Annotated in this window: 21 protein-coding genes, 1 pseudogene and 1 riboswitch; of the genes and pseudogenes, 1 reads left to right on the top strand and 21 read right to left on the bottom strand. The window is 50.7% G+C overall.

Going from position 1 to position 23,943, the window contains the following annotated elements; genetic code table 11:
• Positions 1 to 46 precede the first annotated feature (46 nt).
• The 14 genes and pseudogenes from KNO65_RS07265 to gmk all read right to left on the bottom strand — a co-directional run bounded on the left by KNO65_RS07265 (position 47) and on the right by gmk (position 13,936).
• On the bottom strand, positions 47 to 634 hold the full coding sequence (locus KNO65_RS07265) for a thiamine diphosphokinase (protein WP_214782897.1): 588 nt from the start codon (positions 632 to 634) through the stop codon (positions 47 to 49).
• Positions 631 to 1,206: an energy-coupled thiamine transporter ThiT gene (gene thiT / locus KNO65_RS07260; RefSeq protein ID WP_214733692.1), complete on the bottom strand. Its 576-nt coding sequence runs from the start codon at positions 1,204 to 1,206 to the stop codon at positions 631 to 633. The genes KNO65_RS07265 and thiT overlap by 4 nt, the downstream gene beginning before the upstream one ends.
• A 72-nt stretch (positions 1,207 to 1,278) precedes the next feature.
• Positions 1,279 to 1,379: riboswitch (TPP riboswitch) on the bottom strand.
• A gap of 20 nt (positions 1,380 to 1,399) precedes the next feature.
• Positions 1,400 to 2,056, bottom strand: coding sequence for a ribulose-phosphate 3-epimerase (gene rpe, locus KNO65_RS07255; protein WP_015881346.1), 657 nt, complete (start codon positions 2,054 to 2,056; stop codon positions 1,400 to 1,402).
• Between the two features lie 3 nt (positions 2,057 to 2,059).
• Complete coding sequence (gene rsgA, locus KNO65_RS07250) at positions 2,060 to 2,947, bottom strand: ribosome small subunit-dependent GTPase A (RefSeq protein ID WP_214684887.1); 888 nt, start codon at positions 2,945 to 2,947, stop codon at positions 2,060 to 2,062.
• A gap of 42 nt (positions 2,948 to 2,989) precedes the next feature.
• Positions 2,990 to 4,942, bottom strand: coding sequence for a Stk1 family PASTA domain-containing Ser/Thr kinase (gene pknB / locus KNO65_RS07245; RefSeq protein WP_214737526.1), 1,953 nt, complete (start codon positions 4,940 to 4,942; stop codon positions 2,990 to 2,992).
• A 5-nt stretch (positions 4,943 to 4,947) separates the two neighbouring features.
• A complete protein-coding gene (locus KNO65_RS07240) occupies positions 4,948 to 5,682 on the bottom strand; it encodes a Stp1/IreP family PP2C-type Ser/Thr phosphatase (RefSeq protein ID WP_015881343.1) in 735 nt (244 codons plus the stop codon).
• 8 nt (positions 5,683 to 5,690) lie between these two features.
• Positions 5,691 to 6,776 (bottom strand): dual-specificity RNA methyltransferase RlmN, encoded by a 1,086-nt coding sequence (gene rlmN, locus KNO65_RS07235; RefSeq protein WP_015881342.1) that lies wholly within the window; start codon positions 6,774 to 6,776, stop codon positions 5,691 to 5,693.
• Between the two features lie 3 nt (positions 6,777 to 6,779).
• Positions 6,780 to 8,111, bottom strand: coding sequence for a 16S rRNA (cytosine(967)-C(5))-methyltransferase RsmB (rsmB, locus tag KNO65_RS07230; protein ID WP_214782894.1), 1,332 nt, complete (start codon positions 8,109 to 8,111; stop codon positions 6,780 to 6,782).
• On the bottom strand, positions 8,098 to 9,084 hold the full coding sequence (fmt, locus tag KNO65_RS07225) for a methionyl-tRNA formyltransferase (RefSeq protein ID WP_353047428.1): 987 nt from the start codon (positions 9,082 to 9,084) through the stop codon (positions 8,098 to 8,100). Before fmt ends, rsmB begins: the two co-directional genes overlap by 14 nt.
• A pseudogene (gene def, locus KNO65_RS15845) lies at positions 9,061 to 9,498 on the bottom strand (peptide deformylase); the annotation flags it as partial. The pseudogene def and the gene fmt, both read right to left, overlap by 24 nt.
• Before the next feature lie 11 nt (positions 9,499 to 9,509).
• Entirely contained in the window at positions 9,510 to 11,834 is a 2,325-nt protein-coding gene (priA, locus tag KNO65_RS07220; RefSeq protein WP_214782888.1) for a primosomal protein N', read from the bottom strand.
• Positions 11,831 to 13,021 (bottom strand): bifunctional phosphopantothenoylcysteine decarboxylase/phosphopantothenate--cysteine ligase CoaBC, encoded by a 1,191-nt coding sequence (coaBC, locus tag KNO65_RS07215; protein ID WP_214782885.1) that lies wholly within the window; start codon positions 13,019 to 13,021, stop codon positions 11,831 to 11,833. The genes priA and coaBC overlap by 4 nt, the downstream gene beginning before the upstream one ends.
• Before the next feature lie 58 nt (positions 13,022 to 13,079).
• Entirely contained in the window at positions 13,080 to 13,289 is a 210-nt protein-coding gene (gene rpoZ / locus KNO65_RS07210) for a DNA-directed RNA polymerase subunit omega (protein ID WP_015881337.1), read from the bottom strand.
• A complete protein-coding gene (gene gmk / locus KNO65_RS07205) occupies positions 13,289 to 13,936 on the bottom strand; it encodes a guanylate kinase (RefSeq protein ID WP_031421596.1) in 648 nt (215 codons plus the stop codon). The genes rpoZ and gmk overlap by 1 nt, the downstream gene beginning before the upstream one ends.
• 131 nt (positions 13,937 to 14,067) lie before the next feature.
• Here gmk and KNO65_RS07200 point away from each other — a divergent pair, with 131 nt between their 5' ends.
• Positions 14,068 to 15,759, top strand: coding sequence for an Rqc2 family fibronectin-binding protein (locus tag KNO65_RS07200; protein ID WP_214782882.1), 1,692 nt, complete (start codon positions 14,068 to 14,070; stop codon positions 15,757 to 15,759).
• A gap of 196 nt (positions 15,760 to 15,955) precedes the next feature.
• Here the strand turns inward: KNO65_RS07200 and KNO65_RS07195 are convergent, their stop codons facing one another.
• The 7 genes from KNO65_RS07195 to carB form a co-directional block, all read right to left on the bottom strand.
• The gene (locus KNO65_RS07195; protein ID WP_015881334.1) at positions 15,956 to 16,894 is read right to left on the bottom strand and encodes an FUSC family protein; all 939 of its coding nucleotides are present in this window, start codon (positions 16,892 to 16,894) and stop codon (positions 15,956 to 15,958) included.
• Positions 16,891 to 17,721, bottom strand: a complete 831-nt coding sequence (locus KNO65_RS07190; RefSeq protein WP_015881333.1) for a hypothetical protein — start codon at positions 17,719 to 17,721, stop codon at positions 16,891 to 16,893. Before KNO65_RS07190 ends, KNO65_RS07195 begins: the two co-directional genes overlap by 4 nt.
• 89 nt (positions 17,722 to 17,810) lie before the next feature.
• Positions 17,811 to 18,437: an orotate phosphoribosyltransferase gene (pyrE, locus tag KNO65_RS07185; RefSeq protein WP_015881332.1), complete on the bottom strand. Its 627-nt coding sequence runs from the start codon at positions 18,435 to 18,437 to the stop codon at positions 17,811 to 17,813.
• On the bottom strand, positions 18,421 to 19,125 hold the full coding sequence (gene pyrF / locus KNO65_RS07180; protein ID WP_047795436.1) for an orotidine-5'-phosphate decarboxylase: 705 nt from the start codon (positions 19,123 to 19,125) through the stop codon (positions 18,421 to 18,423). The genes pyrE and pyrF overlap by 17 nt, the downstream gene beginning before the upstream one ends.
• On the bottom strand, positions 19,100 to 20,026 hold the full coding sequence (locus KNO65_RS07175; protein ID WP_047795437.1) for a dihydroorotate dehydrogenase: 927 nt from the start codon (positions 20,024 to 20,026) through the stop codon (positions 19,100 to 19,102). The genes pyrF and KNO65_RS07175 overlap by 26 nt, the downstream gene beginning before the upstream one ends.
• Entirely contained in the window at positions 20,023 to 20,742 is a 720-nt protein-coding gene (locus KNO65_RS07170) for a dihydroorotate dehydrogenase electron transfer subunit (RefSeq protein ID WP_214782879.1), read from the bottom strand. Before KNO65_RS07170 ends, KNO65_RS07175 begins: the two co-directional genes overlap by 4 nt.
• Positions 20,739 to 23,942, bottom strand: a complete 3,204-nt coding sequence (gene carB / locus KNO65_RS07165; protein ID WP_214775807.1) for a carbamoyl-phosphate synthase large subunit — start codon at positions 23,940 to 23,942, stop codon at positions 20,739 to 20,741. The genes KNO65_RS07170 and carB overlap by 4 nt, the downstream gene beginning before the upstream one ends.
• Position 23,943: the final 1 nt, after the last annotated feature.

Raw genomic sequence — 23,943 nt, 5'->3', positions numbered from 1 at the left:
CGAACGAATAAATCCCAGCGGCATTCGCCGATGGGATTTTTTTTGCTTATTTTTTGACGAGCATGACGAGGACCATTCCCTCATGGACCGTCAACAAGGCACACTCTTCACTCCACTCATTTGAAACGGTCAACGCTTGCGCGCTATGGACCGGATGACGGTCGAGTGGATATTTGACCCCCTCAATTGAAATCGTGGCGGTTTTCCAAGGCATGAAAGACAAGTAATGTCCATCTCGTTTTTTTATCTCGTAATTCCCTGGCCGAGCGAGAGAGACCGTTTGACCCGTCCCATGAAGAACCATTCCCGGATACGATTCGAGTAGCCCGACGTTCGCGAACGTCATATCAACTCGTCCCCCGAGTGCCCCGTACACATCCATCCGTGTCGCCCCCCGATCGATCGCCAATTGAAGCGCAATCTCGAGGTCGGTCACATCCTTTTCAGAAGGATAACGTAGCGCCTCCTCGGGCGGTGGTCCGACAAACGAATCAAAGTCTCCGACCACGACGTCTGGTACGATTCCTTCATCTAATAATCTCTGATATCCACCATCGACGCCGATGATAAAATCTGCATCACGCGGTAAGTCCGGAATAGGTTCCGGACTCGCCGCGACGATCAAGATGTTCATTGACGAATGTCCCGTGTCGCGACACGCGTGAAGCGTGGAGCTGTCGTGAAGAGTAAGACTAATACGATGGCTGAGATGACAAACGACGGAACCATATACGTTGCGTTATAGCCAAGTGAATATGCCACGACCGGACCTTCCGCATACTCGGCGAAAAAGACGATCCCTGAGATCACGTGAGCCGCATAGCGTAATGCCGACCCGATCAATGCGCCGAGCACTAAATAGGTCGCGAGCGTCTTCGTCGCGCCTTGAGTGGCAGCCTGTTTCACACGTCCGGCAAAGACGCCGGCCACGCCGACAAGTCCGTACGCGACCGTATAATCGAGCAAGAACTGAACTGGCGTAAAGATATAGGCTCCGAACAAGAGTTGAAGCGTCCCGACGAGCGCGCCTGTCGCAAGTCCACCTTTCAATCCGTGACGAAACGCCATCACAAAGATTGGGAGCATCGCTAGACTGATTGACCCTCCTTGTGGCAAACGGTATGGGATCAGTAAATCAAAGACTAGTCCAAGCGCCGCGAACAATGAAATTTCGATGAGTGCTTGTAATTTAAAACGTGATTTCATCTTTCTTCCTCCTTTATTGTGTGAACGACAAAAAGCAGCATGACGTAAACGCCATGCTGCTTGGATTCGCAACGTGCATTTTCGCCACATCCCTACGTCCGTGTGAACGGAACAGGTTCAAAGGGTTAGCGTATGCCTCTCAGCCACATATTGTGACACCCCTTGCGACTCTATCTTGTTGTTCTACCGTCGATTATACACGAGATGCGCCACGAATGCTATCGATGGCGGCTTTATAATCCGGTTGATTGTAAATGGCCGAACCGGCAACTAGGACATCAGCCCCTGCGTCGATGCAACGTTTCGCCGTCTCTTCATTGACGCCACCATCGATTTCAATTTCAAAATCGAGCTGACGGTCTTTGCGAAGCTGACTGAGCGCCGAAATTTTCGGTACGACGGATTCAATGAACGCTTGTCCACCGAACCCTGGGTTGACGGTCATGAGCAATACCATATCGACGTCTTGAAGGATATGTTCAATCGTAGAGAGCGGTGTGTGCGGGTTCAAGACGACCCCACATTTCGCTCCCGCCGCTTTGATTTGCTGCAGGACTCGATGTAAATGGTTCGTTGCTTCCACGTGAACCGTCACAATGTCCGCCCCCGCCTTGACGAAATCCTCGACATAGCGTTCCGGTTGGTCAATCATCAAATGCACATCGAGAACCATGTCTGATTTTTTGCGCAAGCTCGCGAGGACCGGTAGTCCAATCGAGATGTTCGGCACGAACTGCCCATCCATCACGTCAAAATGGATATAATCTGCCCCCGCATCTTGAACGGCTTTCACTTCCGCTTCCAAATTGGCAAAGTCGGCTGCTAAAATTGATGGTGCGATTTTAATCATCTGTCAATACCTCCGTTTACGATCGTTTAACTCCTCCATAAAGGTAACATAATTCTCATAACGAGTTGAAGCAATTTTGCCATCTTCAACGGCTTGTTTAATGGCACACCCCGGTTCATTGATATGGACGCATCCCCGGAACTTACAATCGTCATGTCGTTCCACAAACTCCGGGAAACACCATCTCAGTTCATCCGCCTCGAGTTCTTGCGGAAACTCAAGACTTGAAAATCCTGGCGTATCCGCCACAAGCCCGTCGGCCAATTGAATGAGCGTGACGTGTCGTGTCGTATGTTTCCCACGGCCGAGTGATTTTGAGATTTTCCCCGTTGCCAATTCAAGTTCAGGCGCGACCGCGTTCAAGAGTGAACTTTTCCCGACACCTGTTTGACCGGCAAACACGCTCGTCTTCTCTTTGAAGAGTCCCCGTACTTGATCGACCCCATCCGAAAGCTCCGTCGACGTCTCAATCACGTCATATCCGATGGTACGATAGCGGGCGACCGCCTCTTGAATCGGTCCGGTCTCTTCTTCACTAAGTAGGTCCATCTTCGTTAACACGATGATTGGATGAATTTGTTTAGATTCGATCAATACGAGGAATCGGTCAAGCAAGTGATAAGAAAACGCCGGTTCTTTCACAGAAAAAAGTAGAAATGCCTGATCGATGTTGGCGATTGGTGGGCGGACGAGATGGTTTTGACGCTCCTCCACCTCTAAAATATAGCCCGTCCCATCTTCCTGATCTTGAATGACCACGTCATCCCCGACGACAGGCGAGATGTTTCGTTTCCGAAAATTCCCTCTCGCCCGACACCGAATCTCTTGATTCGACTCGGTCATCACATCATAAAACCCGCCTTGTAAGCGAATAATCGTTCCTTTCAATATGACTACCTCCCTTAAAAAAGAGGTGACGACACCGTCACCTCTTTATTGTGCCTCTTTGGCCTGTGCATATGTGACTGAATCCGTTCGGACGATTTCACCATCGACTTCAATCGTTGCGGTCCCGACTTCGTCCGGGGCAATGACGAGCGTATACGAATACGTTGTCGTCTCTGTGATGTTATCCCGTAACACTTCAATTTCACCGCGCGCATCGACCGTGCGAATCACGACCTCGACGGCTTTCGGTTTCTTGTCTTTGTCCGGTTGCTCGACTTCGACGCTCACTTCACGTTCGATGGAGACGTCCGTCGGTTCAACCCCTTCCGATACGATGACCGTAAGTTCCGTTCCCGGATCGACTGCCGTACCCGCCGTTGGAAGTTGACGGATGATTTGACCTTTAGGAACACTTGTCGAAAACTCATCCCGTCTCACGATTTTCAACTTGTTCTGTTCGGCGTAAGTCGTTGCCTCGTCGAACGTATATCCCGCAAGATTCGACAGTTCGACTTTGTTGCTTCCTGTCGACACGACGAGTGTCACCGTCACTTCAGAAGGAACGACTTCCTCGCCTGGGTCGAGCGATTGCGAAATCACATCTCCGCTGTCGACTGTTTCTGAAGCTTCTGTTTTGATTTCAAGGTCACTGAACGCCAAATCTTTTAGCATGCGTTCGGCTGCTGTTTGAGACAGTCCCTCCACATTCGGCATTTCGACGGTTTCTTTCCCGGCCGAAACGACGATGGTCACCGTCGTGCCTCGTTTTGGTTTACGTCCTTCTTGTGGGTTTTGCGAAATGACCTCGCCTTCTTCGACGTCATCGCTCGCCCGCTCCGTCACTTCGACGACGAAACCGGCATTCTCCAGTTCAGACGTGGCATCCCCGATACTCATTCCGACGACATCCGGAACGACGGCTCGTGACATTTCATCGGCGACCACGTATGCTGCAATGCTCCCCCCAATCAGGAGCAACACGAGTAAAATCCAAATCCACCATTTGCGTTTCTTCTTTTTGACCGGAGTCACCGCTTCAGGTTCCTGTTCGCTAGACGCTGTGACCGGGGTCGGTGTGACCGGGGTCTCTGGTTTTTCTTCAGGCATGACCGGAGTCATGACGAGCGTTTGATCGAATTCATCCTGACTGGCCGAAACACGTCTCGGCTCATTGGCGCGTTCACGGCTTAATGACGTCATGCAATCTTTTTTAAAGGCTGCGACCGAAACATGACGGGCACCTGGTGACTTCGACAATGCTTGCATGACACAGTTTTCGAGTGCCTGTGGAATATTCGGATTTAAGTCCATCGGTCGAATCGGGTCGTCTTGCAAATGTTGAAGGGCGACGGCGACGGGTGTCTCGCCAATGAACGGGACACGACCTGTCAACAATTCGTACAGTACGGCACCGAGCGAATAAATATCTGACTTTTCATCAGCAAATTTACCGCGCGCTTGCTCAGGTGAGAAATAATGGACCGAGCCGAGTACGGACATCGTATGCGTCAACGTCGCATTCGACATCGCCACGGCAATCCCAAAATCGGTCACCTTCACGTTACCGTGCTGATCAATCATCATGTTCTGCGGCTTGATATCACGGTGAATGATTCGATTCGCATGGGCATGATCAATCGCATCACAAATCTGTCCCATGATGCGTAGCGCTTCATCGACAGATATGTATTCTTCTTGCAAGTATTGTTTTAACGTCACCCCATCGACATGCTCCATGACGATATAGTACAAATCTTCTTCATCGCCGACGTCATAGATCGCCACGATGTTTGGATGGTTCAGACTCGTAGCCGCATGGGCTTCTCGCTCGAACCGACGTATAAATTGTTCGTTATGTGAGAATTCAGATCGCAACACCTTGATGGCGACGGTTCGGTTTAAGATCTCGTCATGAGCCCGGTAGACATTTGCCATGCCTCCGCTGCCGATTTGTTGTTCGATCCGATAACGATCGTTGATTCGTTCTCCGCTTCGCATCGGATTCATCCTCTCTTTCTATCTGTGAATTGAACGAGGGCGACCGTGATGTTGTCGCTCCCTCCCAATTGATTGGCTTCCGCAATGAGTTGCTCCGCTTTTTGTTCGGCGGATACCGTTTGTTGTAACACGTGTTGAATCGCCACATCGGTCATGTGTGTCGTCAATCCATCCGTACAAATTAAAATCACATCAAACTCAGGGTCAGCGAGCACTTGCACGTCCGGTTCGACTTGTTCGCTTGAACCGATTGCCCGGGTGATGACATTTCGTTTCGGATGAACCCGCATCTCTTCTTCTGTCAATTCACCGAGTTGTTTGAGTACATTGACGTAAGAATGGTCTTCCGTAAGACGTCTTAACTCATTCGCCTGGAGCGCATAAACGCGACTATCTCCGATATGGACGATGACCACCGCCTCTTCATTCCAACAAACAGCTGCCACAGTCGTTCCCATCATGACAAGATTCGACTGCTTCGCAAACTGCAACACTTGATCGTTCGCCAAATCGATGTGGTGGCGGAACCATCGTTCGATTTCGACAGGGGTTGCCGGGAGAGACGGGAACGCCCGTCTAAACTCTTCAATCACGATTTGACTCGCGACCTCTCCCGCTGCATGCCCACCCATTCCGTCTGCAACCAGGGCAATCCCGGTTATGGCATCACCTAAGATTAAAACTGCATCCTCATTTTGTGTGCGTACTTGTCCACGATCTGTTCGAAATGCTAATTCCATCTTTCTGATTACCTCGTTTCTTGTTCGCGCTCCTTCGCTCGAAGCTGTCCACAAGCGGCATCGATGTCCGACCCTTGCTCGCGACGGATTGTCACGTTCACATTGCGGTCTTTGAGCACTTTTTCGAAGGCAAAGATTTGAGCTCGCGGTGTCCGTACATAGTCACGTTCGAGTACATGGTTGACGGGAATCAAGTTGACATGACATTTGATCCCTTTTAATAGGTCTGCCAAGAGATGGGCATATTCTTCCGTGTCGTTGACACCACCAAAGAGTCCATATTCAAACGTGATGCGACGTCCGCTCTTCTCCGTGTAATAACGGACCGCGTCCATCAACTTGTCCAAGTCAAAGGCACGGTTGATTGGCATGAGCTTAGTACGCAATTCAGTCGTCGGTGCGTGAAGTGAAATGGCGAAGTTGATTCGCATGCCTTCATCGGCAAACTTGTAAATCTTCGGAACAATCCCACTCGTCGAAACTGTGATGTGTCGCGCTCCGATGTTGAGTCCATTGTCATGGTTGACAGTACGTAGGAAACGCATTAACTCATCGTAGTTGTCGAACGGTTCGCCGATTCCCATGACGACGATAGAATCGACGCGCTCTCCGGTCGCGTCTAATGCGCGTTGTACGTCGAGCACTTGGGCTGTGATTTCCCCGGCTTCTAAGTTTCGTTTCAAGCCCCCGAGTGTCGAGGCACAGAACGTACATCCGATCCGGCAACCGACTTGTGTCGTGACACAAATCGAGTTTCCGTATTCGTGACGCATGAGTACCGTTTCAATTGAATACCCGTCCTGAAGTTCAAACAAGAACTTGATCGTGCCGTCCTGGGATTCCTGCTTGACCAATTCTTTTAACGTCGTCAATTGGAACGATGCCTCTAATTTGTCGCGAAGCGCTTTCGGAACGTTGGTCATATCATCAAAAGTCGTGACCCGTTTGACGTACATCCAATCATATAATTGTTTCGCACGGAATGCCTTTTCTCCTGCCTCGATCACCCATGCCTCAAGTTCGGGGAACGTCAACGAATAAAGTGACGGTTTTGCGCCTACGAGTGGATTCTTTTCTACTGCTTTTGGATTCATGTTTTATACCTCTTTCTTAAATGCGGCGATATAGAAGCCGTCGGTCCCGAATGTCGTCGGTAATAATTTTAGTTCAGCACGGTCCGATTCCATCATCGGACGAACAGATTGTGGGAGACGTCCTTTGAGCGTTTCGTCCCACATCAACCCTTTCGACAGAATATAGTCAGCCTGCGTCTCATTTTCAGACGGGTCGATTGTACATGTCGAGTAAACTAGCGTACCACCTGGTTTGAGCAGTGGCAATACGGCATCAATGATTTGTCTTTGAATCTTCGGTAAGTTTTCAAGTTGGGCTTTGTCCTTCGTCCATTTAATATCCGGCTTTCGACGAATGACGCCAAGGCCCGAGCAAGGGACATCTAAAAGAATCCGGTCAAAGCTCTCTTCTTCAAACCGTTCACCTGCTAAACGAGCATCAAGGGCAAGTGCGGTCACTCCATTGATGTGTAGACGTTTCGCTTGTTGGTCAATCAATTTTGCTTTATGTGGATGAAGGTCAAGCGCGGTGAGCGACCCACCTTGCATTCGCTCTGCCGTATGCATCGCCTTGCCGCCTGGCGCGGCACATGCGTCTAGGATGACATCGTCTTTCGACACGCCGAGTGCATCCGCGACAATCATGGAGCTCTCATCTTGAATCGATAGGAGACCTTCCTCGATAAATGGGGTCGCATGGACGTTCCCTGATTCCACGACGAGTCCATCTGCCGACAGTTCCGAACGTGACGTCAACACACCAGCATCAGCCAATCGGTTCATCATCTCATCCACTGAAACGCGCTTCCGGTTGACTCGAATCGTGACAGGAGCAGGCTCATTGTTCAATTGACAAATCGCTTCTGCCGTTTCAACGCCATATAACTCAATCCAATCTGATACGAGCCATTCCGGATGACTGTGCTCAATGGCGATTCGTTCCGCATCGGTCAAGCTACTAAAGTCCGGAAACCCTTCACGAAGCACATTGCGTAATACGCCGTTTACGAATTTGCTCGTCCCGAGGTGATGCCCTCGTTTCTTCGCGATTTCGACGGCTTCATGTAAGACGGCCCGGTCAGGTACTTTATCTAAATAGAAGAGTTGGTAAACGCTCATCCGAAGAAGTGGAAGGACAAACTTGTCGAGCTTCTTCGGAGAACGGATTCGGTCTTTCAATATATAATCCAGCGTTCCTTTTCGGCTAAGCGTCCCATATACGAGTTCGGTATAGAGACCGACATCTTTTGAGGCAACTTTTTTTTGTTTCAATGTGTCATTGACGGCAATCGTCGAATACGCGCCGCCTTGTTCAATTTTCATCAGCGTATCAAGCGCTGCTTCACGTACGTTCATGAGTTCCTCCTAATCGGTCGCCACTGCGTAGCTTTTGTCCTGCGCCACGCATGAAGGTTGCACCATCCATCCGTTTCTTGCCTGCGGGCTGTAAATCGGTCACCTTGATGGCAACATCGTTTCCGGTCGCCACGACAAATCCGTCATCTTCAAGGCGAATGACTTCTCCCGGCTGTCCCTTACCTGTCGTTTTCTCACCCATAAACAATTTCACACGTTCGCCCTCAAGCGTTGAATAGGCCGTCGGGAACGGATTCATTCCTCGAATATGGTTGTAGATAGACTCGCCATCCATTGTCCAATCAATCTGTTCACGCTCACGGCTAATATTCGGAGCAAACGTCACATCACGCTCGTCTTGAGGCACTGCCTCAATCCAACCTTCTAAAAACGCGGGAAGCGTTCGAATGAGCAAATCACTTCCAGCTACAGCCAGCTTATCAAACAATGACCCGACCGTATCCGTTTCTTCAATCGGAACGATCGTATTGGCAATCATGTCACCTGCATCTAATTTGTCGACCATATACATGATGGTTACCCCTGTCTCCGATTCTCCATCGATGATGGCTTGATGGATCGGGGCACCTCCACGATATTTCGGAAGAAGGGAAGCATGGACATTGATGGCTCCGTGAGGCGGTGCCTCGAGTAAAGCAGTCGGCACGATTTGACCGTACGCTGCTGTCACAATCAAATCGGGCTTCAACTCTAAAATGTCTGCATAGTCTGTTCGAACTTTTTCAGGCTGCAACACGGGAATACCGTGACGAAGCGCACACTCTTTCACCGGTGTCGGCTTAAGTTCACGTTTACGCCCGACCGGTTTATCCGGTTGTGATACGACACCTACGACATTGTATCCTTCTTCAAGCAGTCGCTCAAGTACCGATACGGCAAATGTCGGTGTTCCCATGAAAACGATCCGTTTGTCTTTTCCAGGGTTTGGAACAGCGAGCTTGTCTGTGAACAAGACGCCATCCAAATGATCCATTTCATGTTGAATCGCACGGGCGAAAAAACCGCTCGCTTGAATCGTATGGGTGCGTCCTTTCAAGTCTTGGTTTTTCACAACGATTGACTCATGACGTTCGACAAATCCAAATTCACCTGGAATGCTTAAGCATCCCTCTAGTCCAACTTCTCGACCTGATGCTTCAATGATTTCCGGGTTAATCAAGACGAGTGGTCCCGTCTCGTCGTCGGTATGGACGACTGCGAGTCGTTGATTCAAATTGACTTGCGGTGCCGCGACACCGACTCCGTCATACTCATACATCGTATCAAACAAACGGTCGACCGTTTGACGTAATTTTTTATCAAATTTCGTCACCGGTTCGCATGTTACGCGTAAAATGTCATTTGGTACTTCTACTACTTTATACATGTCTCTCCACCTCACATGAATACGTATGGGTTCACATCGATACTCATTTGATATTCTTTCTTACTGATTGCTTTCGCTCTCGCTTGTTGTAATCGTGCTAGCTCTGCATAAAGCGATTCAGGTTGTTTCGTTTTAATGAACACTTGATAACGATAAGCGTTCTTTAATTTTGATAACGGTGCCGGCATCGGTCCGTTCAAACGGCTATTGTCCACTTGTGCGTGTAAAAAGTCAGATGCGAACAGTTCTGCCTCAGCCTTGGCGACGAGCGGGTTTTCCGCAGAGAACGTGACGAGCGTTAAAAACCAATACGGTGGATGGTTTCCGACTTGTCTGAGTCCCATCTCTTTGGCAAAGAACGTCTCATAATCATGTTCACTCGCCGTCTCGATCACATAATGGTCCGGGTTATACGTTTGAACGAACGCCTCACCCGGAAGTTTTCCGCGCCCGGCTCTTCCTGCTACCTGAGTGACGAGTTGGAAGGTCCGTTCGGTCGCCCGAAAATCAGGCATGCCGAGCGTCGCATCGGCTGCGAGCACCCCGACAAGTGTGACGTTCGGGAAATCGAGTCCTTTGGCGATCATCTGCGTTCCAAGTAAGATGTCGGCCTCCCCTTCTTCGAAACGGCGCAACAACTGTTCATGCGACCCTTTCCGTGACGTCGTGTCCTGATCCATTCGAATGATGCGAGCCTCCGGAATTCGGTTCAACAGTTCCGTTTCGATTTTCTGGGTACCTGATCCGAACTGTTTGATTTTCTTACTATTACAGGATGGACACGTCGAGGGCATACCGACCTCGTAACCACAATAGTGGCACTTCAACCGATCTCCATACTGATGATATGTCAAATTGACGGCACAATGCGGACATGTCATGCCTTCACCGCAGTCCCGGCACATGACGAACGTCGTGAACCCACGACGGTTCAATAAAATGACGCACTGCTCTTTTTTCTCGATCCGGTCGAGAATGCCTTGGAACAATTCCTCCGAGAACATCGTCGTATTGCCTTTGGCCAATTCACGGCGCATATCGATGATGTGAACGGGTGGCATCTCGCCACCGTATCGTTCTTTCAAATGCAGATAGCGATAGACGCCTTTCTGTGCCCGGGCATACGATTCGAGCGACGGAGTGGCACTACCCAATACAACAGGACATCCATGATAGCGGGCCCGCCAAATAGCGACATCGCGCGCATGATAGCGCGGGTTCTCCTCTTGCTTATACGTCGTCTCATGCTCTTCATCTAAGATGATCAGACCGAGTCGGTCGAGCGGGGCAAAGATAGCAGAACGGGCACCGACGACAACGTCGACTTCATTCCGTTTAATCTTACGCCACTCATCGTACTTTTCACCTTTAGACAAGGCGCTATGCAACACGGCGACCCGATCGCCGAAACGACGCTTGAAGCGCTTGACCATCATCGGTGTCAAACTGATCTCAGGGACAAGTAAGATGGCTTGTTTCCCTTCATCGATGACTTGTCCGATTGATTCTAAATAGACTTCGGTCTTCCCACTCCCCGTCACACCGTGGACGAGTAACGTCTCACCCGCTTCAGCCTCCTGTATGGCCAAGACGGCACTTGCCTGACTGTCATTCAATTGAACCGATTCCTCGACTTGCTCGATCGTCGCGTACGGGTCACGGTTCAACTCGACCTCGGTCAATCGAACCGCTCCGAGGTCGGCAAGTTTTTGCAGTTGTGGACGAGTCAGACCAATTTGACGTAGTGCCGACCAATACATGCGTGGGGTCTCCTTTAGTAGGTTGACCGCTTCAAGTTGCTTTTTCGCACGTTTTGGAACGACCGTTGCATCGAGGAGCTCGACGACGACGTCGGTCTTAACAGTCTTCTTTTCTTTTAAGACGGGCGCTAAGATCAGCTCCCCTTTTTTAGCGAGTCCAAGAATGACCGATTGGACTTCTTTTGGATACTCCGATAAATGCGTTCCGAGGCGGACCCCATCAGGCACATGCCCTTCTTTGATTTCTTTGTCATAACTCACCTTGAGCGCGGCCGGAAGCATCGCGAGCAAGGCGGATGAACGAAAGCAAAGTGTCGTCTCTTTCACATGAATGGATAGAGCGAGCAGTTCATCGGTGAGTGAAGATTCCTCATCTAACAGCGCTTCTAACGGTTTTAATCCATCTCTCGTCCCATCTGACGTACCGACGACGATCCCGAGCAGACGACGGGACCCGAACGGGACAGAGACGCGCATGCCCGGTTCAATCAAAGCCTCAAATTGTTCAGGTACTTCGTAATCAAACGGACGATCAATCGTGATCACCGGTGCATCGACATGTACATGTGCAATCATCGGACCGCTTCCTTAAAGTGTGTGAGCAACTCGAACGCTAACTGTTTCTTCGACTGTTTCGGAAGTCGATGTGTCGTCCCATCTGCATGGAACAAGACGACTTCATTATCGTCCGCCCCGAATCCGACGTCACTGCCAGACACATCGTTCGCCACGAGGTAATCAACGTTCTTCCGTTTTAGCTTAGCTGCCGCATGCTCCTCGAGTCGTTCCGTCTCAGCAGCAAATCCGACCAACACTTGATGGGTCTTCTTCTCACCGAGTGATTTTAAAATGTCTGTCGTTTCTTCAAGTTCGATCGTGAGTGGACCGTGAACTTTTTTATGTTTTTCCGAATGCACCGTTTTCGGACGATAATCCGCAACTGCCGCAGATTTCACGACGAGGTCTGAAGCCTCAAAACGGCTCGTCACTTCGCGCAGCATCTCCTCACTTGACTTGACGGGAACCGCTGTCACGCCATCTGGGACAGGAACTTGAAGCGGGCCATGGACGAGCGTGACACGGGCGCCCATGTCTCGAGCCACCTCAGCGAGTGCAACGCCCATTTTTCCAGACGAATCATTGGATAAGTAACGGACGGGATCGATGCGTTCGACAGTCGGGCCAGCCGTGATCAAGACATCTTTTCCAAGATATAGTTTCGGAACGAATTGGCTTTCGATGATGCGAACCAAGTCTTCCGGTTCAGGCAGACGTCCCCCGCCAATCCATCCGCAGGCCAAGTTGCCGACACCGGGTTCAATCAACTGATAGCCGTATGATTTTAGCGTCTCGATGTTCCGCTGTGTGGCAGGATGTTCGAGCATGTTCACGTTCATCGCCGGTGAGATGATGACCGGGCACTTCGCAGCCAAAATGGACGTCGTCATGAAATCATCCGCAATCCCGTTCGCCAATTTTGCAATCGTATTTGCCGTCGCCGGGGCCACGACAATCAAATCGCTCGAGTCGACGACATCGATATGTGCAATCTTTGTCGGGTCATGCTCTTCGAACACGTCCGTATAGACCGGGTTGCGACTGAGCGCCTGGAAGGTCGCCTGACCCACGAATTGTTCTGCCGACTTCGTCATCGCGACGCGAACATTCGCTCCGGCTTGAACCAATTTCGATGTGAGCGCACACGCCTTGTAGGCGGCGATGCCACCACTCACACATAACAAAATAGTACGATCCTTCACCATTCCCAAACTCCCCCTTATAGACAATGAGACCCAAGTCGCAAACGACTTGGGTCACACTTCATCCGTTGTTTTTTTCGTTCACGATGATTGTCGTATCACCCGAAAATAGTTCTTCTAACGCTTGACCGACCGGCTTATATGATTTTGGCTCGGCGACTTTCGGTGCTTTTCCATCTTGAATCTGACGCGCCCGTTTTGCAGCGACCGTAACGATCGTGTATTTTGACGGGATAGTACGTTGTAAGGCATCAATCGAAGGGTATAACATTAAATGACCTCCATCATGGCTTTTTTATAGAGTGACGCAACACGTTCACGTTTACAATGCTCAGCTGTCACGATCGCTTTAATTCGATCGATGGCTTTGTCGACCTCGTCGTTCGTGACGACATAGTCGTAGGCGTCCATCAACTCGATTTCTTCACGCGCGACGAGCAGGCGTTGCTTAATGACTTCTTCTGACTCCGTGCCTCGTCCAATCAGACGATTACGAAGTTCTTGAAGGCTTGGTGGTGCCAAGAATAAAAAGACGGCTTCCGGGAGAAGTTCCTTCACTTGGAACGCCCCTTGCACCTCAATTTCAAGAATGACATCTTGGCCGCTTTCGAGCGTTTCACGTACCCACTCTACAGGCGTCCCGTAATAGTTACCGACAAATTCGGCATGTTCAAGCAGTTCTTTTTGTTCGATCATCCGTTCGAACTCTTCTCTCGATTTGAAGAAGTAATGCACCCCTTCAACTTCCCCTTCACGTGGTTTCCGGGTCGTCGCCGACACCGAATATTGAAGGTTGTTGTCCTCTTCCTCTCGAAGAGCACGGCAAACGGTCCCTTTTCCGACACCGCTCGGTCCAGACAAAACGATTAATAATCCTCGTTCTTTAAAATTCACTGCAAGCCCTCCATCTTCTAACATCACATTTAATTATAATAGCAGTCAATCAATTGTCCCGGCAAGAAGAAGTTCGGATTTCCTACTCCATCGTACCATATTTTCTGTTTTTCTGATAACGTAGAGACAGAAAATGAACAAAGGTGATGAGATCATTGGCTTATGATGGATTAATGACATATCGTGTCGTACAAGAATTACAATCGCTCGTCGGAGGGCGAATCAATAAGGTACATCAACCGTATTCGCTCGATTTGATGCTTCAAATTCGCTCGAATCGTCAGAACGCGCAACTTTTGATATCAGCAAACGCAATGTATGCTCGTCTTCAATTGACGGATACACCGATAAAAAACCCGCAAGAACCGCCGATGTTTTGCATGATGCTCCGCAAACATGTGGAAGGTGGATTCATCACGGCGGTCGAACAGATCGGACGAGACCGTGTCATCGTCATTTCGGTCCGCTCTCGTAACGAGCTCGGCGATGAAGAATCGAAGAAAGTATACATCGAATTGATGGGGCGCCACTCGAACGTCGTCTTGACGACGGAAGAAGGCAAAATATTAGATGCCATCAAGCATCTCCCGCCTTCCCAAAACACGTATCGGACCATCATGCCGGGTAGTGACTATCTCCTTCCGCCGGAACAACACAAGTTCGACCCATTGACGGAGATGACAGAAGGATTGAAACGAATCGATTGGAACGCCGGCAAGCTCGATAAACAGATTGTCGCCACGTTCGCCGGCGTCAGTCCGCAAATCGCACAGGAAGTCGTTCATCTCGCAAAAACGCCGAATCGTGACTCCTTACAACAAGCGTTTGAGAACGTTCTTCGTCAACTCGATGGACCCTACGTTTTCCAACAACTTGCGAACGGTAAAGAACGGTTCGCTCCGATTGCGTTGACAGCCGGGGATGTCGAATCCGAGGAAACGTATGAATCGAGTAAAGAAGTGCTCGACCGTTTCTACTATGAAAAAGCGAACCGTGACCGTGTGAGACAACAAGCACACGATGTGGAACGGCTCTTGAAATCAGAACTCGAAAAGAATCAATTAAAACGCCGCCGCCTTTTGGATGATTTGAAAGCGACGGAACGGGCAGATGAGTTACAAAAATACGGCGAGTTGTTGACGACGTATTTATTCCAACTCGAGAAAGGGATGCGCGTCGCCGAAGTCGTCGATTATTATGACGAGAACGGTGCGACCCTCTCCATTCCTCTTGACCCGCTCAAAACACCGAATGAGAATGCGCAGCAATATTATAAGAAATACAACAAATTAAAAGTCGCAAAAGTGGAAGTGAAGAAACAGATCGAGCTGAACGATGCAGAAATCGAATATTTAGAGACGCTCATCGCCCAACTTGACGTCGCGTCACCGTCCGACCTTCTTGAGATTCGCGAGGAGCTTGCAGAAGAAGGCTACATCCGTCAAAAACGTCAAAAGAAAAAAGCGAATCCGAAGATTTCGCTTGAAGCGTATACGTCCTCGACCGGAACGGAGTTCTTTGTCGGGAAGAACAATACGCAAAACGACCATCTGACGTTCAAGTTCGCACGACGTGACGAGATTTGGCTTCATGTCAAAGACATCCCAGGGTCTCATGTCATCATTCGTTCGACCGAACCGGATGAAACGACATTACTTGAAGCCGCATCAGTCGCCGCCTACTTCTCGAAGGCACGCGCATCAAGTGGCGTGCCTGTCGATTACACACGCGCCCGCTTCGTGAAAAAACCGAGCGGTGCGAAACCCGGGTTCGTCATTTACACGGATCAACAGACCGTCTACGTGACACCGGATGAGCAATTGATGAAGTCATTGAAACAATCGTGAACATGAAGACCCGCCATCGTGATGGCGGGTCCAGACTATAGACAAAGTATAGGTCTAATGTCTTTTATATGCCCAACCCGGACACGGCTCGCTTTCCTAGGGAAAAGCAGGGCGCCGGAAGGACGAGTTCGAACATGTTATTTGTCAACAAGCTAGACCCGCCATCGTGATGGCGGGTCTTCTACGTGTAGAGGGTTCACGTTTTCGGATCATGCTTGAACGCCTCGAGCTGTTCATGATAGTCGAGCAAATGCCCGTGTAAAATTTCTGAAACGGATAAATCTTCATGTGGAAGTTTGAAGAGTGAATAGGGCTTGTCACATGTATAGAGAATGTCGTGATGGTGTGCCAGTAAGTATAAGAACTCAGACTCAAACGCCTGTCGCTCTTCTTCACTCATCAAAAGGAAGGCTTCTCGATGCTCGGCGAGACTCTCTAGCAACAAGACCAGCTTGTCTTCAAGGTGAATCAACAATCGGTACTGTTTGATTGTCATATGCTTCAATTTGACGTTCGTCACTTTCATATCCTCTTGGAGCATCATATGAAGCTCTTGATGGCCAAGGATGCGGGCTCGCGTCTCGAGCAGTTCTGCCGGGGAACCGACGAGCTCTCGCCAATGATGGAACAGATAAGAAGAAGTCTTACGTACCTCGTTCAACAATCGGTCCTCATATCGAGGGGGCATGAATGCGTAATTGACACCGAGTGAAACGAACACACCGACCGCCGTCAATAACGAACGGGTCCACGCATAATGAAAGAAGTCCGAAGTGGGACTTTCGAGCATCATGACGATGGCAAACGCTGCATACGTCGACATATGGGTCTTATCGAACGTCGTGTTGAGTGTGAGCGAGACGATGACGGCTAATCCAATCGAGAGCGGATTGACACCGAACAAATAGACGATGAAAAGTCCACACATAAGACCGACGACCGTTCCGAATATACGACTGAACACGATTTTAGATGACCGCTTGACGGTCGGTTGCATCGCCACGACTGCTGCGATGGCCCCCATCCCTGAATAGATCCCGAAGATGTACCACGAGATGGCGACGGTGATGGCGACGGCGATTCCGGTTTTTAACGTACGTAACCCGACTTTCGGGATGTATCGTTTTCCATTCATTTCAGTTCGACCTTCCCTGTCTCAGAAATCAGTTCCACCACCGGTCGATTCGATGTCGACAATTGATACACACCGGGTTCGACTTCTTCGTAACGGTCGCTACTCGAGACTTTTCCAGTCGTCGTCACGTTCACTTGTCCTGTCGCATGTTTTGGCGCGTAACTGAGCGTCCCGGCTTCCGTCTGGATGGTCATCGCTTGATTGACGACGACATCGCTGACAGTCGCATGACGATAGGACCGAATGTCACCGGTCACAAGTCGTGCCGATTCGATGGTCGTATCGCTTTTCGATTCAATCCGCAGTCGATCACTATCAATCTGTTTCAAATTGACGGCATTCACATCCATGACAATCGTCTTCGCATTCAATCCTTGTCCTGTCACCTGCTCCGCTCCTAGATGAACCGAAGTCATCGAGCTCGGCAAAGCGACTTTAATCTTATAGCGCGACGGTTCATCGCTCGCTCGACTTCCGAAATAGCTGAACCAGCCATATCGCTCGACGACGTAGATCGTGTCCCCGACTGATTTGACTTTGATGCGGCGTTCTTTCGAATTGGTCTGCATCACTTCAATCTGTACCTTTTCATTTGGACTACGAACGAATTCCACGTTCCCATGGTCTGTTTCGAGTCGCAATTTCTTCATTTGATATCGGTCTTCATACTGGTCTCCTAGCGCTAATAGATGACTGAATACAAATAAATTCACAAAAAAGAGCGCTGGGATGATGGTCAAGACGAGACCGAAGGCGATTTTACGATGTTTTGGAATTGCACGAAATCGTGCGTTCCATGTCTTCTCTTTGCTTCTTGAATACGCCATATGCCTCTCCTTTTCGAATCACTTCCGTTATTTTACCATGAAGTATGACATATGCCGAATCGAAAAAGAATCCGCCCGAAGGTGGATTCTTAAGAGGTGACGAGGTCGCTCCAGGCACGAGGGTCTTCTTGCCAGTCACGAAGCGAATCGAGCTCCGAACGGTTGAGGACGCCCGTATTTTCGGCCACTTCAATTAATTCTGAGAACGTCGTCAACGACGTCGCCGACAGATTTGCATCGGCTAGATTCTTCTCGAGAACTGGTAATCCGTACGAGAAGATGGCTTGAATTCGAGTGACTTCACCGCCCGCCTCACGTATCGCTTGGGCAGCATCGATACTCGACATCCCTGTCGACAATAAATCCTCGATGACGAGCACTCGAGCGCCTGCCTCGAGTTTCCCTTCAATTTGATTACCTTTCCCATGCCCTTTTGCACTCGACCGGACATAAATGAACGGGAGACCGAGTCGGTCAGCGAGCAATGCCCCGTGAGGGATCCCTGCCGTGGCCGTCCCTGCAATCACATCGACTTCAGTCGGATTCACTGACTTCACCAATCCATCGACAATGACTTGACGCACATTCGGAAAACTGAGTGTGAGTCGATTGTCGCAGTAGATTGGACTCTTCAATCCGCTCGACCATGTATACGGCTCAGTCGGTGATAGTGTGACGGCTTCAATCTGTAAAAGTGCCTCAGCGATTTGTTTCATTCATTTGTCCCCATTCCTTCATAAATTGGTCGTACATGGCCATCGGATCAGTCGCACGTGTAATCGGTCGACCGACGACGATTGAGTGAACACCCGCCAGTCTCGCTTCATGCGGCGTCGCGATACGGACTTGATCATCCTCGGTTGCACCGAGTCGGATGCCCGGTGTGACCGTCATGAACGTGTCCCCGAGTTTCTGATGAATCGCTTTCGCTTCCTGGACGGATGCGACCACTCCGTCAAGTCCCGCCTGTTTCGCGAGTGTCGCTTGTCTGAGAACGGCTTGGTCGAGTCGTCCGGCAATCCCGAGCTCTGTCTGCATCATTCGCTCATCTGTCGACGTCAACTGTGTGACCCCAATCAATCGAGTCGTATCATTCTCTTGGCGTAACCCGTCTAACGCATAGCGCATCATCTTTTCGCCACCTAATGTGTGGACATTCGTCACAGCCACCCCGAGTTTTCCGATTTGTCGCATCGTACGGCGTGCCGTCTCCGGGATATCGTGTACTTTCACATCGAGAAAGACCGGATAACCCCCGTCGACCAATTCTTCGACAAAGCGTGCGCCTTCCCGATAAAAGAGTTCCATCCCGACTTTAACAGCCGGTCGGTTTGAAAATCGTTTCAACAAATGAAACGCTTCGTCCCGCGTTTCCACGTCAAGGGCGAGATACAAGTTGCGCATAGGCCTTCCCCCTCACATCCAAAATATGTTCGATTCCGAGTGAATCGAGTCGTGCCGGTAACGCTTCGATGATTTCCTGACAGACGTATGGATTTTCAAAGTTCGCCGTCCCAACGGCAACGGCAGACGCCCCGGCGTAAATGAACTCAAGCACATCGTCTACCGTGCGAACCCCGCCCATGGCGATAATCGGTATGTTGACCGCTTGCGCGACTTCATATACCATCCGGACCGCCACCGGTTTGATGGCCGGACCGGATAACCCACCGATTCGATTCGCTAAAATCGGTCGTCCTGTCTCGATATCGATTCGCATCCCAACGAGTGTGTTGATCATCGTCAAGCCGTCCGCGCCGGCCGCCTCGACAGCTCGCGCCATGTCCGTGATCGACGTGACGTTCGGAGACAGTTTGACATAGACCGGCTTACTCGAAGCCGCTTTGACGAGTCGCGTGAGTTCTGCGGCCATTACCGGGTCCGTCCCGAACTGCATGCCCCCACATTTCACGTTCGGGCATGAGATGTTCAATTCGATGGCTTTAATCGTCGGGTCGGCGCTGATTCGACGGGCGACTTCCACGTATTCATCTGGCGTCGAACCGGCAACGTTGGCGATGATCTCCGTGTCGAACGTTGAGAGGAATGGTAATTTTTCTTCGATGATCGCATCGACACCTGGATTTTGAAGTCCGATCGCGTTGAGCATGCCCTGTGCCGTCTCGGCGACACGTGGGGTCGGATTTCCGAATCTCGATTCCTCCGTCGCTGCTTTGATCATGATGCCTCCTAAGATGGAGAGGTCATACAGTTTCGCGAATTCTTCTCCAAATCCGAAACATCCGGAAGCCGGAATAATTGGGTTTTTTAAACGAAGACCTGGTAACTCGACATTCAATCTCATAACAGCACCTCTTCCGCATTGAATACCGGACCGTCACTACAGACTTTCACATAGCCCCCCGGTGCTTGACAGACACAGGCAAAACAAGCACCGATGCCACAACCCATCCGATTCTCGATTGAGAGATATCGTTCAGGAATGGGCGAAGTGGCGACTGCCTTTAACATCGCTTCCGGACCACAGCTGAACAAGACATCCGCCTCGATGCGTGCGAGGGGGCCAGTGACAAAGCCAGACTCCCCGTGACTACCGTCTACAGTCGTGATGATCGTCTCCCCCAGTTCACGAAAAGCTTCTTCATAAAAGACGCTTTCTTTTGAATCAAACCCGAGAATTGCAATCGTTTCAATGCCCATCTCATGTAGTCGGCGTCTGACGTAGTAAAGAGGTGGTACCCCAATTCCTCCTCCGACCAGGACGACCCGCTTTCCATGTTGCGCTAGGGGAAAACCGTTCCCGAGCGGACCAAGGACATCTAGCGTGTCCCCCACTCGTTTCCCCGAAAGCTCAGTTGTCCCTTCCCCAATCACTTTGTATAAGAAGGTAACTTCGTCCCCCTCGACGTTCGCCACCGATAACGGTCGACGTAACAGACCGGACGTCTTGATATGAAAGAACGTCCCAGGGGCGATTTCCACCCCAGGGCAACGGACTTTCATTTCCATCGTCGCTTTGGCGATTTGTCGATTGCTGACAATCGTCACGTCATGTCTCATACCATCACCCCGAACGTTGTGAATGCCGGGATGCTGACCGTTTGGAACGATAGGCTTTCAATGACTTGTAACAAGGCTTCGACTGTATCGAGCGAGGTAAGGCAAAGCGTGCCCTGCTCGGCGGCCGTTCTTCGAATCAAGAACCCGTCTTTCGTGACGAGTGCGTCGCGACTCGTTGTATTGATGATCAAGTCGACGTCTCCTCGCTCGATCACACTGAGCATCGTCTCACCGTCTTCTTGAATTTTCCCGACTCGACGAACACGCATCTGTTCCGCTTCGAGACAATCAGCCGTCCCGCTCGTTGCCATGAGTCGGAAACCGAGGCGGTCGAATCGTTTCGCCAAGGCGATGGCCTCATCCTTGTCATGGTCGGCAATCGTCATGAGCACGTTCCCTTTCAAGGCGATGTTCATCCCTGCTGCGACGAGCCCTTTATAGAGCGCTTTTTCGAGCGTGCGATCTGTCGCCATGACCTCCCCTGTCGACTTCATCTCAGGTCCGAGCGATGGGTCTACTTCTTTCAATTTCGCGAACGAGAAGACCGGTACTTTGACCGAGATACTGTCCGACTCAGGATGAATGCCTGTCCCAAGACCGAGTTCTTTCAAACTTGTCCCAAGAATCGTTTGCGTAGCAATTCGTGCGACCGGTAACCCCGTCACTTTCGAGATGAATGGGACCGTCCGGCTCGCACGTGGGTTCACCTCGATGACATACAAGTCATCCGCATAGACGAACTGGATGTTGAGCAGACCTTTGATGCGGAACGCTTTCGCCAACTTGATCGTATAATCGACGACTTTTTGTTTCAGTTCTTCACTGAGTCGTTGCGGCGGATAGACGGCAATCGAATCACCAGAGTGTACGCCGGCACGTTCGATATGCTCCATGATCCCCGGGATATAGACGTCCGTCCCGTCACAGATGGCATCGACTTCAATCTCAATTCCTGTCAAGTAGCGATCGATGAGAACCGGTCGATCTTTTGAGGCGATGACCGCATGTCGCATGTACCGCTCAAGCTCAGACTGTTCATATACGATCTCCATCGCCCGTCCGCCGAGCACGTACGATGGTCGGACGAGTACCGGATAGCCGAGTTCGTTCGCACAAGCGACGGCCTCTTCCACATTTGTCGCCGTCTTCCCAGGTGGTTGAGCCAATCGTTCCGCTGACAATGTGGCTTCGAACGCCTTCCGGTCTTCGGCACGGTCGATATCTTCGAGGGTCGTCCCAAGAATTTTCACGCCGTTCGCTTCTAGCGATGCCGCCAAGTTGATGGCAGTCTGTCCACCGAATTGGACGATGACACCTAGCGGGTTCTCGTTCTCGATGACCTCCAACACGTCTTCTGTCGTCAACGGCTCGAAGTACAACCGATCGGAGATGGAGAAGTCCGTCGAGACCGTTTCCGGGTTGTTGTTGATGATGATGGCTTCGTATCCTGCATCGCGAATCGTATCGATCGAGTGGACGGTCGCATAGTCGAACTCGACACCTTGTCCGATTCGAATCGGACCTGATCCGAGGACGAGGATGGACTCCCGGTCTGTCTTCACCGCTTCGTTCTCCACTTCATACGTCCCGTAGAAGTACGGTGTCTCCGATGCGAACTCGGCTGCGCACGTATCGACCATCTTATAGACGGGACGAATGTTCCATTCTTTCCGTTTCGTGCGAACCGCTTCCGTATCCATCGACAGCATACGCGCGATTGCCACATCACTGAACCCTAGACGTTTCACCTCCAGCAGACGTTCTGATGTCAACGGTTCCGCCACGAGTTGTTGCTCGGCTTGCCAGACCCGGTTTAATTTCTGTAAGTAGAATCGATCGATTTTTGTCAGTTGGTGTAGCGTTTCTACCGAGTATCCGCGACGAAGGGCCTCATAGACGATGAACAGACGCTCGTCTGTCGGATGAATGAGTCCATGTTCGAGCTGTTCTGTGTCTAATGCAGAAAGTTGTGGAAGGTGAAGTTCTTCCATCCCCAGTTCGAGCGAGCGAACGGCTTTTAGCAAGGCCTCTTCTAGATTCCGACCGATGGCCATGACCTCACCCGTCGCCTTCATTTGTGTGCCTAAGCGGCGATCCGCGGACTCAAACTTATCGAAGGCGAAGCGTGGGATTTTGGCGACGACGTAATCGAGCGCCGGTTCGAACGAGGCGTAGCTCGTTTCGGTGACCGGGTTTTTTAGTTCTGACAACTTGTAACCGACAGCGACTTTCGCAGCAAGCTTGGCAATCGGATAGCCTGTCGCTTTTGATGCGAGCGCTGAACTCCGTGAAACACGTGGATTCACTTCGATGACGTAGTACGTGAAACTGTCTGGGTCGAGTGCGAATTGGATGTTACATCCACCCTCGATTCCGAGTGCCCGAATGATATCGAGCGAGACGCTCCGAAGCATCTGATAATCCCGATCTGACAGCGTCTGCGTAGGGGCGAATACGATGGAGTCACCGGTGTGGACTCCGACCGGATCAAAGTTTTCCATCGCACAGACGATGATGGCTTGGTCACTCGAGTCACGCATGACCTCGAACTCGACTTCTTTCATCCCGGCAATCGATTTCTCGAGCAAGACTTGCGTCACAGGACTCGCCTTTAATCCAGATTCAACGATTTGCTCGAACGATTCCCGGTCATGGGCAATTCCGCCACCGGTTCCCCCGAGCGTGTACGCAGGTCGGATGATGATCGGGTACCCGATCCGTTCCGCAAACCCCCAAGCAGACTCGAGCGTATGGACGATCTCACTTTCAGGTACGCCGTGACCAAGTTCGAACATCAAGTTACGGAACTGTTCCCGGTCTTCCGCTTGAACGATTGCAGACAGTTTCGTCCCGAGTAGCTCCACGCCACAATCTCGCAAGACGCCCCGCTTGTCGAGTTCAAAAGCCAAGTTCAAACCTGTCTGCCCGCCAAGCGTGGCAAGGAGTGCATCCGGACGTTCCTGCCGGATGATTCGCTCGACGAATTCTGGTTCGAGCGGTTCGATATAGACACGGTCCGCCGTCGTCGGATCCGTCATGATGGTAGCCGGATTCGAGTTGACGAGGATGACTTCGTAGCCTTCTTCTTTCAAGGCAAGACATGCCTGTGTACCAGCATAATCAAACTCCGCTGCTTGTCCGATTACAATCGGTCCTGATCCGATTACGAGGATTTTCTGAATATCTGGTCGTTTTGGCATG

This window comes from Exiguobacterium sp. S3 (genome assembly GCF_018617295.1).
GTDB lineage: Bacteria > Bacillota > Bacilli > Exiguobacteriales > Exiguobacteriaceae > Exiguobacterium > Exiguobacterium profundum.
This window is presented reverse-complemented; position numbering and strand designations above follow the sequence as displayed.

Excerpts from the sequence above, each read along its gene's own strand:
- rsmB (WP_214782894.1), bottom strand. The coding sequence starts at position 8,111 with ATGAACGTACGTGAAGCAGCGCTTGATACGCTGATGAAAATTGAACAA.
- pyrF (WP_047795436.1), bottom strand. The coding sequence starts at position 19,125 with ATGCGCAACTTGTATCTCGCCCTTGACGTGGAAACGCGGGACGAAGCG.
- gmk (WP_031421596.1), bottom strand. The coding sequence starts at position 13,936 with ATGTTAGAAGATGGAGGGCTTGCAGTGAATTTTAAAGAACGAGGATTA.
- pknB (WP_214737526.1), bottom strand. The coding sequence starts at position 4,942 with ATGCGAAGCGGAGAACGAATCAACGATCGTTATCGGATCGAACAACAA.
- KNO65_RS07195 (WP_015881334.1), bottom strand. The coding sequence starts at position 16,894 with ATGAATGGAAAACGATACATCCCGAAAGTCGGGTTACGTACGTTAAAA.
- thiT (WP_214733692.1), bottom strand. The coding sequence starts at position 1,206 with ATGAAATCACGTTTTAAATTACAAGCACTCATCGAAATTTCATTGTTC.
- KNO65_RS07190 (WP_015881333.1), bottom strand. The coding sequence starts at position 17,721 with ATGGCGTATTCAAGAAGCAAAGAGAAGACATGGAACGCACGATTTCGT.
- KNO65_RS07265 (WP_214782897.1), bottom strand. The coding sequence starts at position 634 with ATGAACATCTTGATCGTCGCGGCGAGTCCGGAACCTATTCCGGACTTA.
- priA (WP_214782888.1), bottom strand. The coding sequence starts at position 11,834 with ATGATTGCACATGTACATGTCGATGCACCGGTGATCACGATTGATCGT.
- coaBC (WP_214782885.1), bottom strand. The coding sequence starts at position 13,021 with ATGGTGAAGGATCGTACTATTTTGTTATGTGTGAGTGGTGGCATCGCC.
- carB (WP_214775807.1), bottom strand. The coding sequence starts at position 23,942 with ATGCCAAAACGACCAGATATTCAGAAAATCCTCGTAATCGGATCAGGA.
- pyrE (WP_015881332.1), bottom strand. The coding sequence starts at position 18,437 with ATGAAACAAATCGCTGAGGCACTTTTACAGATTGAAGCCGTCACACTA.
- rlmN (WP_015881342.1), bottom strand. The coding sequence starts at position 6,776 with ATGAATCCAAAAGCAGTAGAAAAGAATCCACTCGTAGGCGCAAAACCG.
- rpoZ (WP_015881337.1), bottom strand. The coding sequence starts at position 13,289 with ATGTTATACCCTTCGATTGATGCCTTACAACGTACTATCCCGTCAAAA.
- KNO65_RS07175 (WP_047795437.1), bottom strand. The coding sequence starts at position 20,026 with ATGAGATTGAATGTCGAGTTACCAGGTCTTCGTTTAAAAAACCCAATT.
- rpe (WP_015881346.1), bottom strand. The coding sequence starts at position 2,056 with ATGATTAAAATCGCACCATCAATTTTAGCAGCCGACTTTGCCAATTTG.
- KNO65_RS07240 (WP_015881343.1), bottom strand. The coding sequence starts at position 5,682 with ATGGAATTAGCATTTCGAACAGATCGTGGACAAGTACGCACACAAAAT.
- KNO65_RS07170 (WP_214782879.1), bottom strand. The coding sequence starts at position 20,742 with ATGAGACATGACGTGACGATTGTCAGCAATCGACAAATCGCCAAAGCG.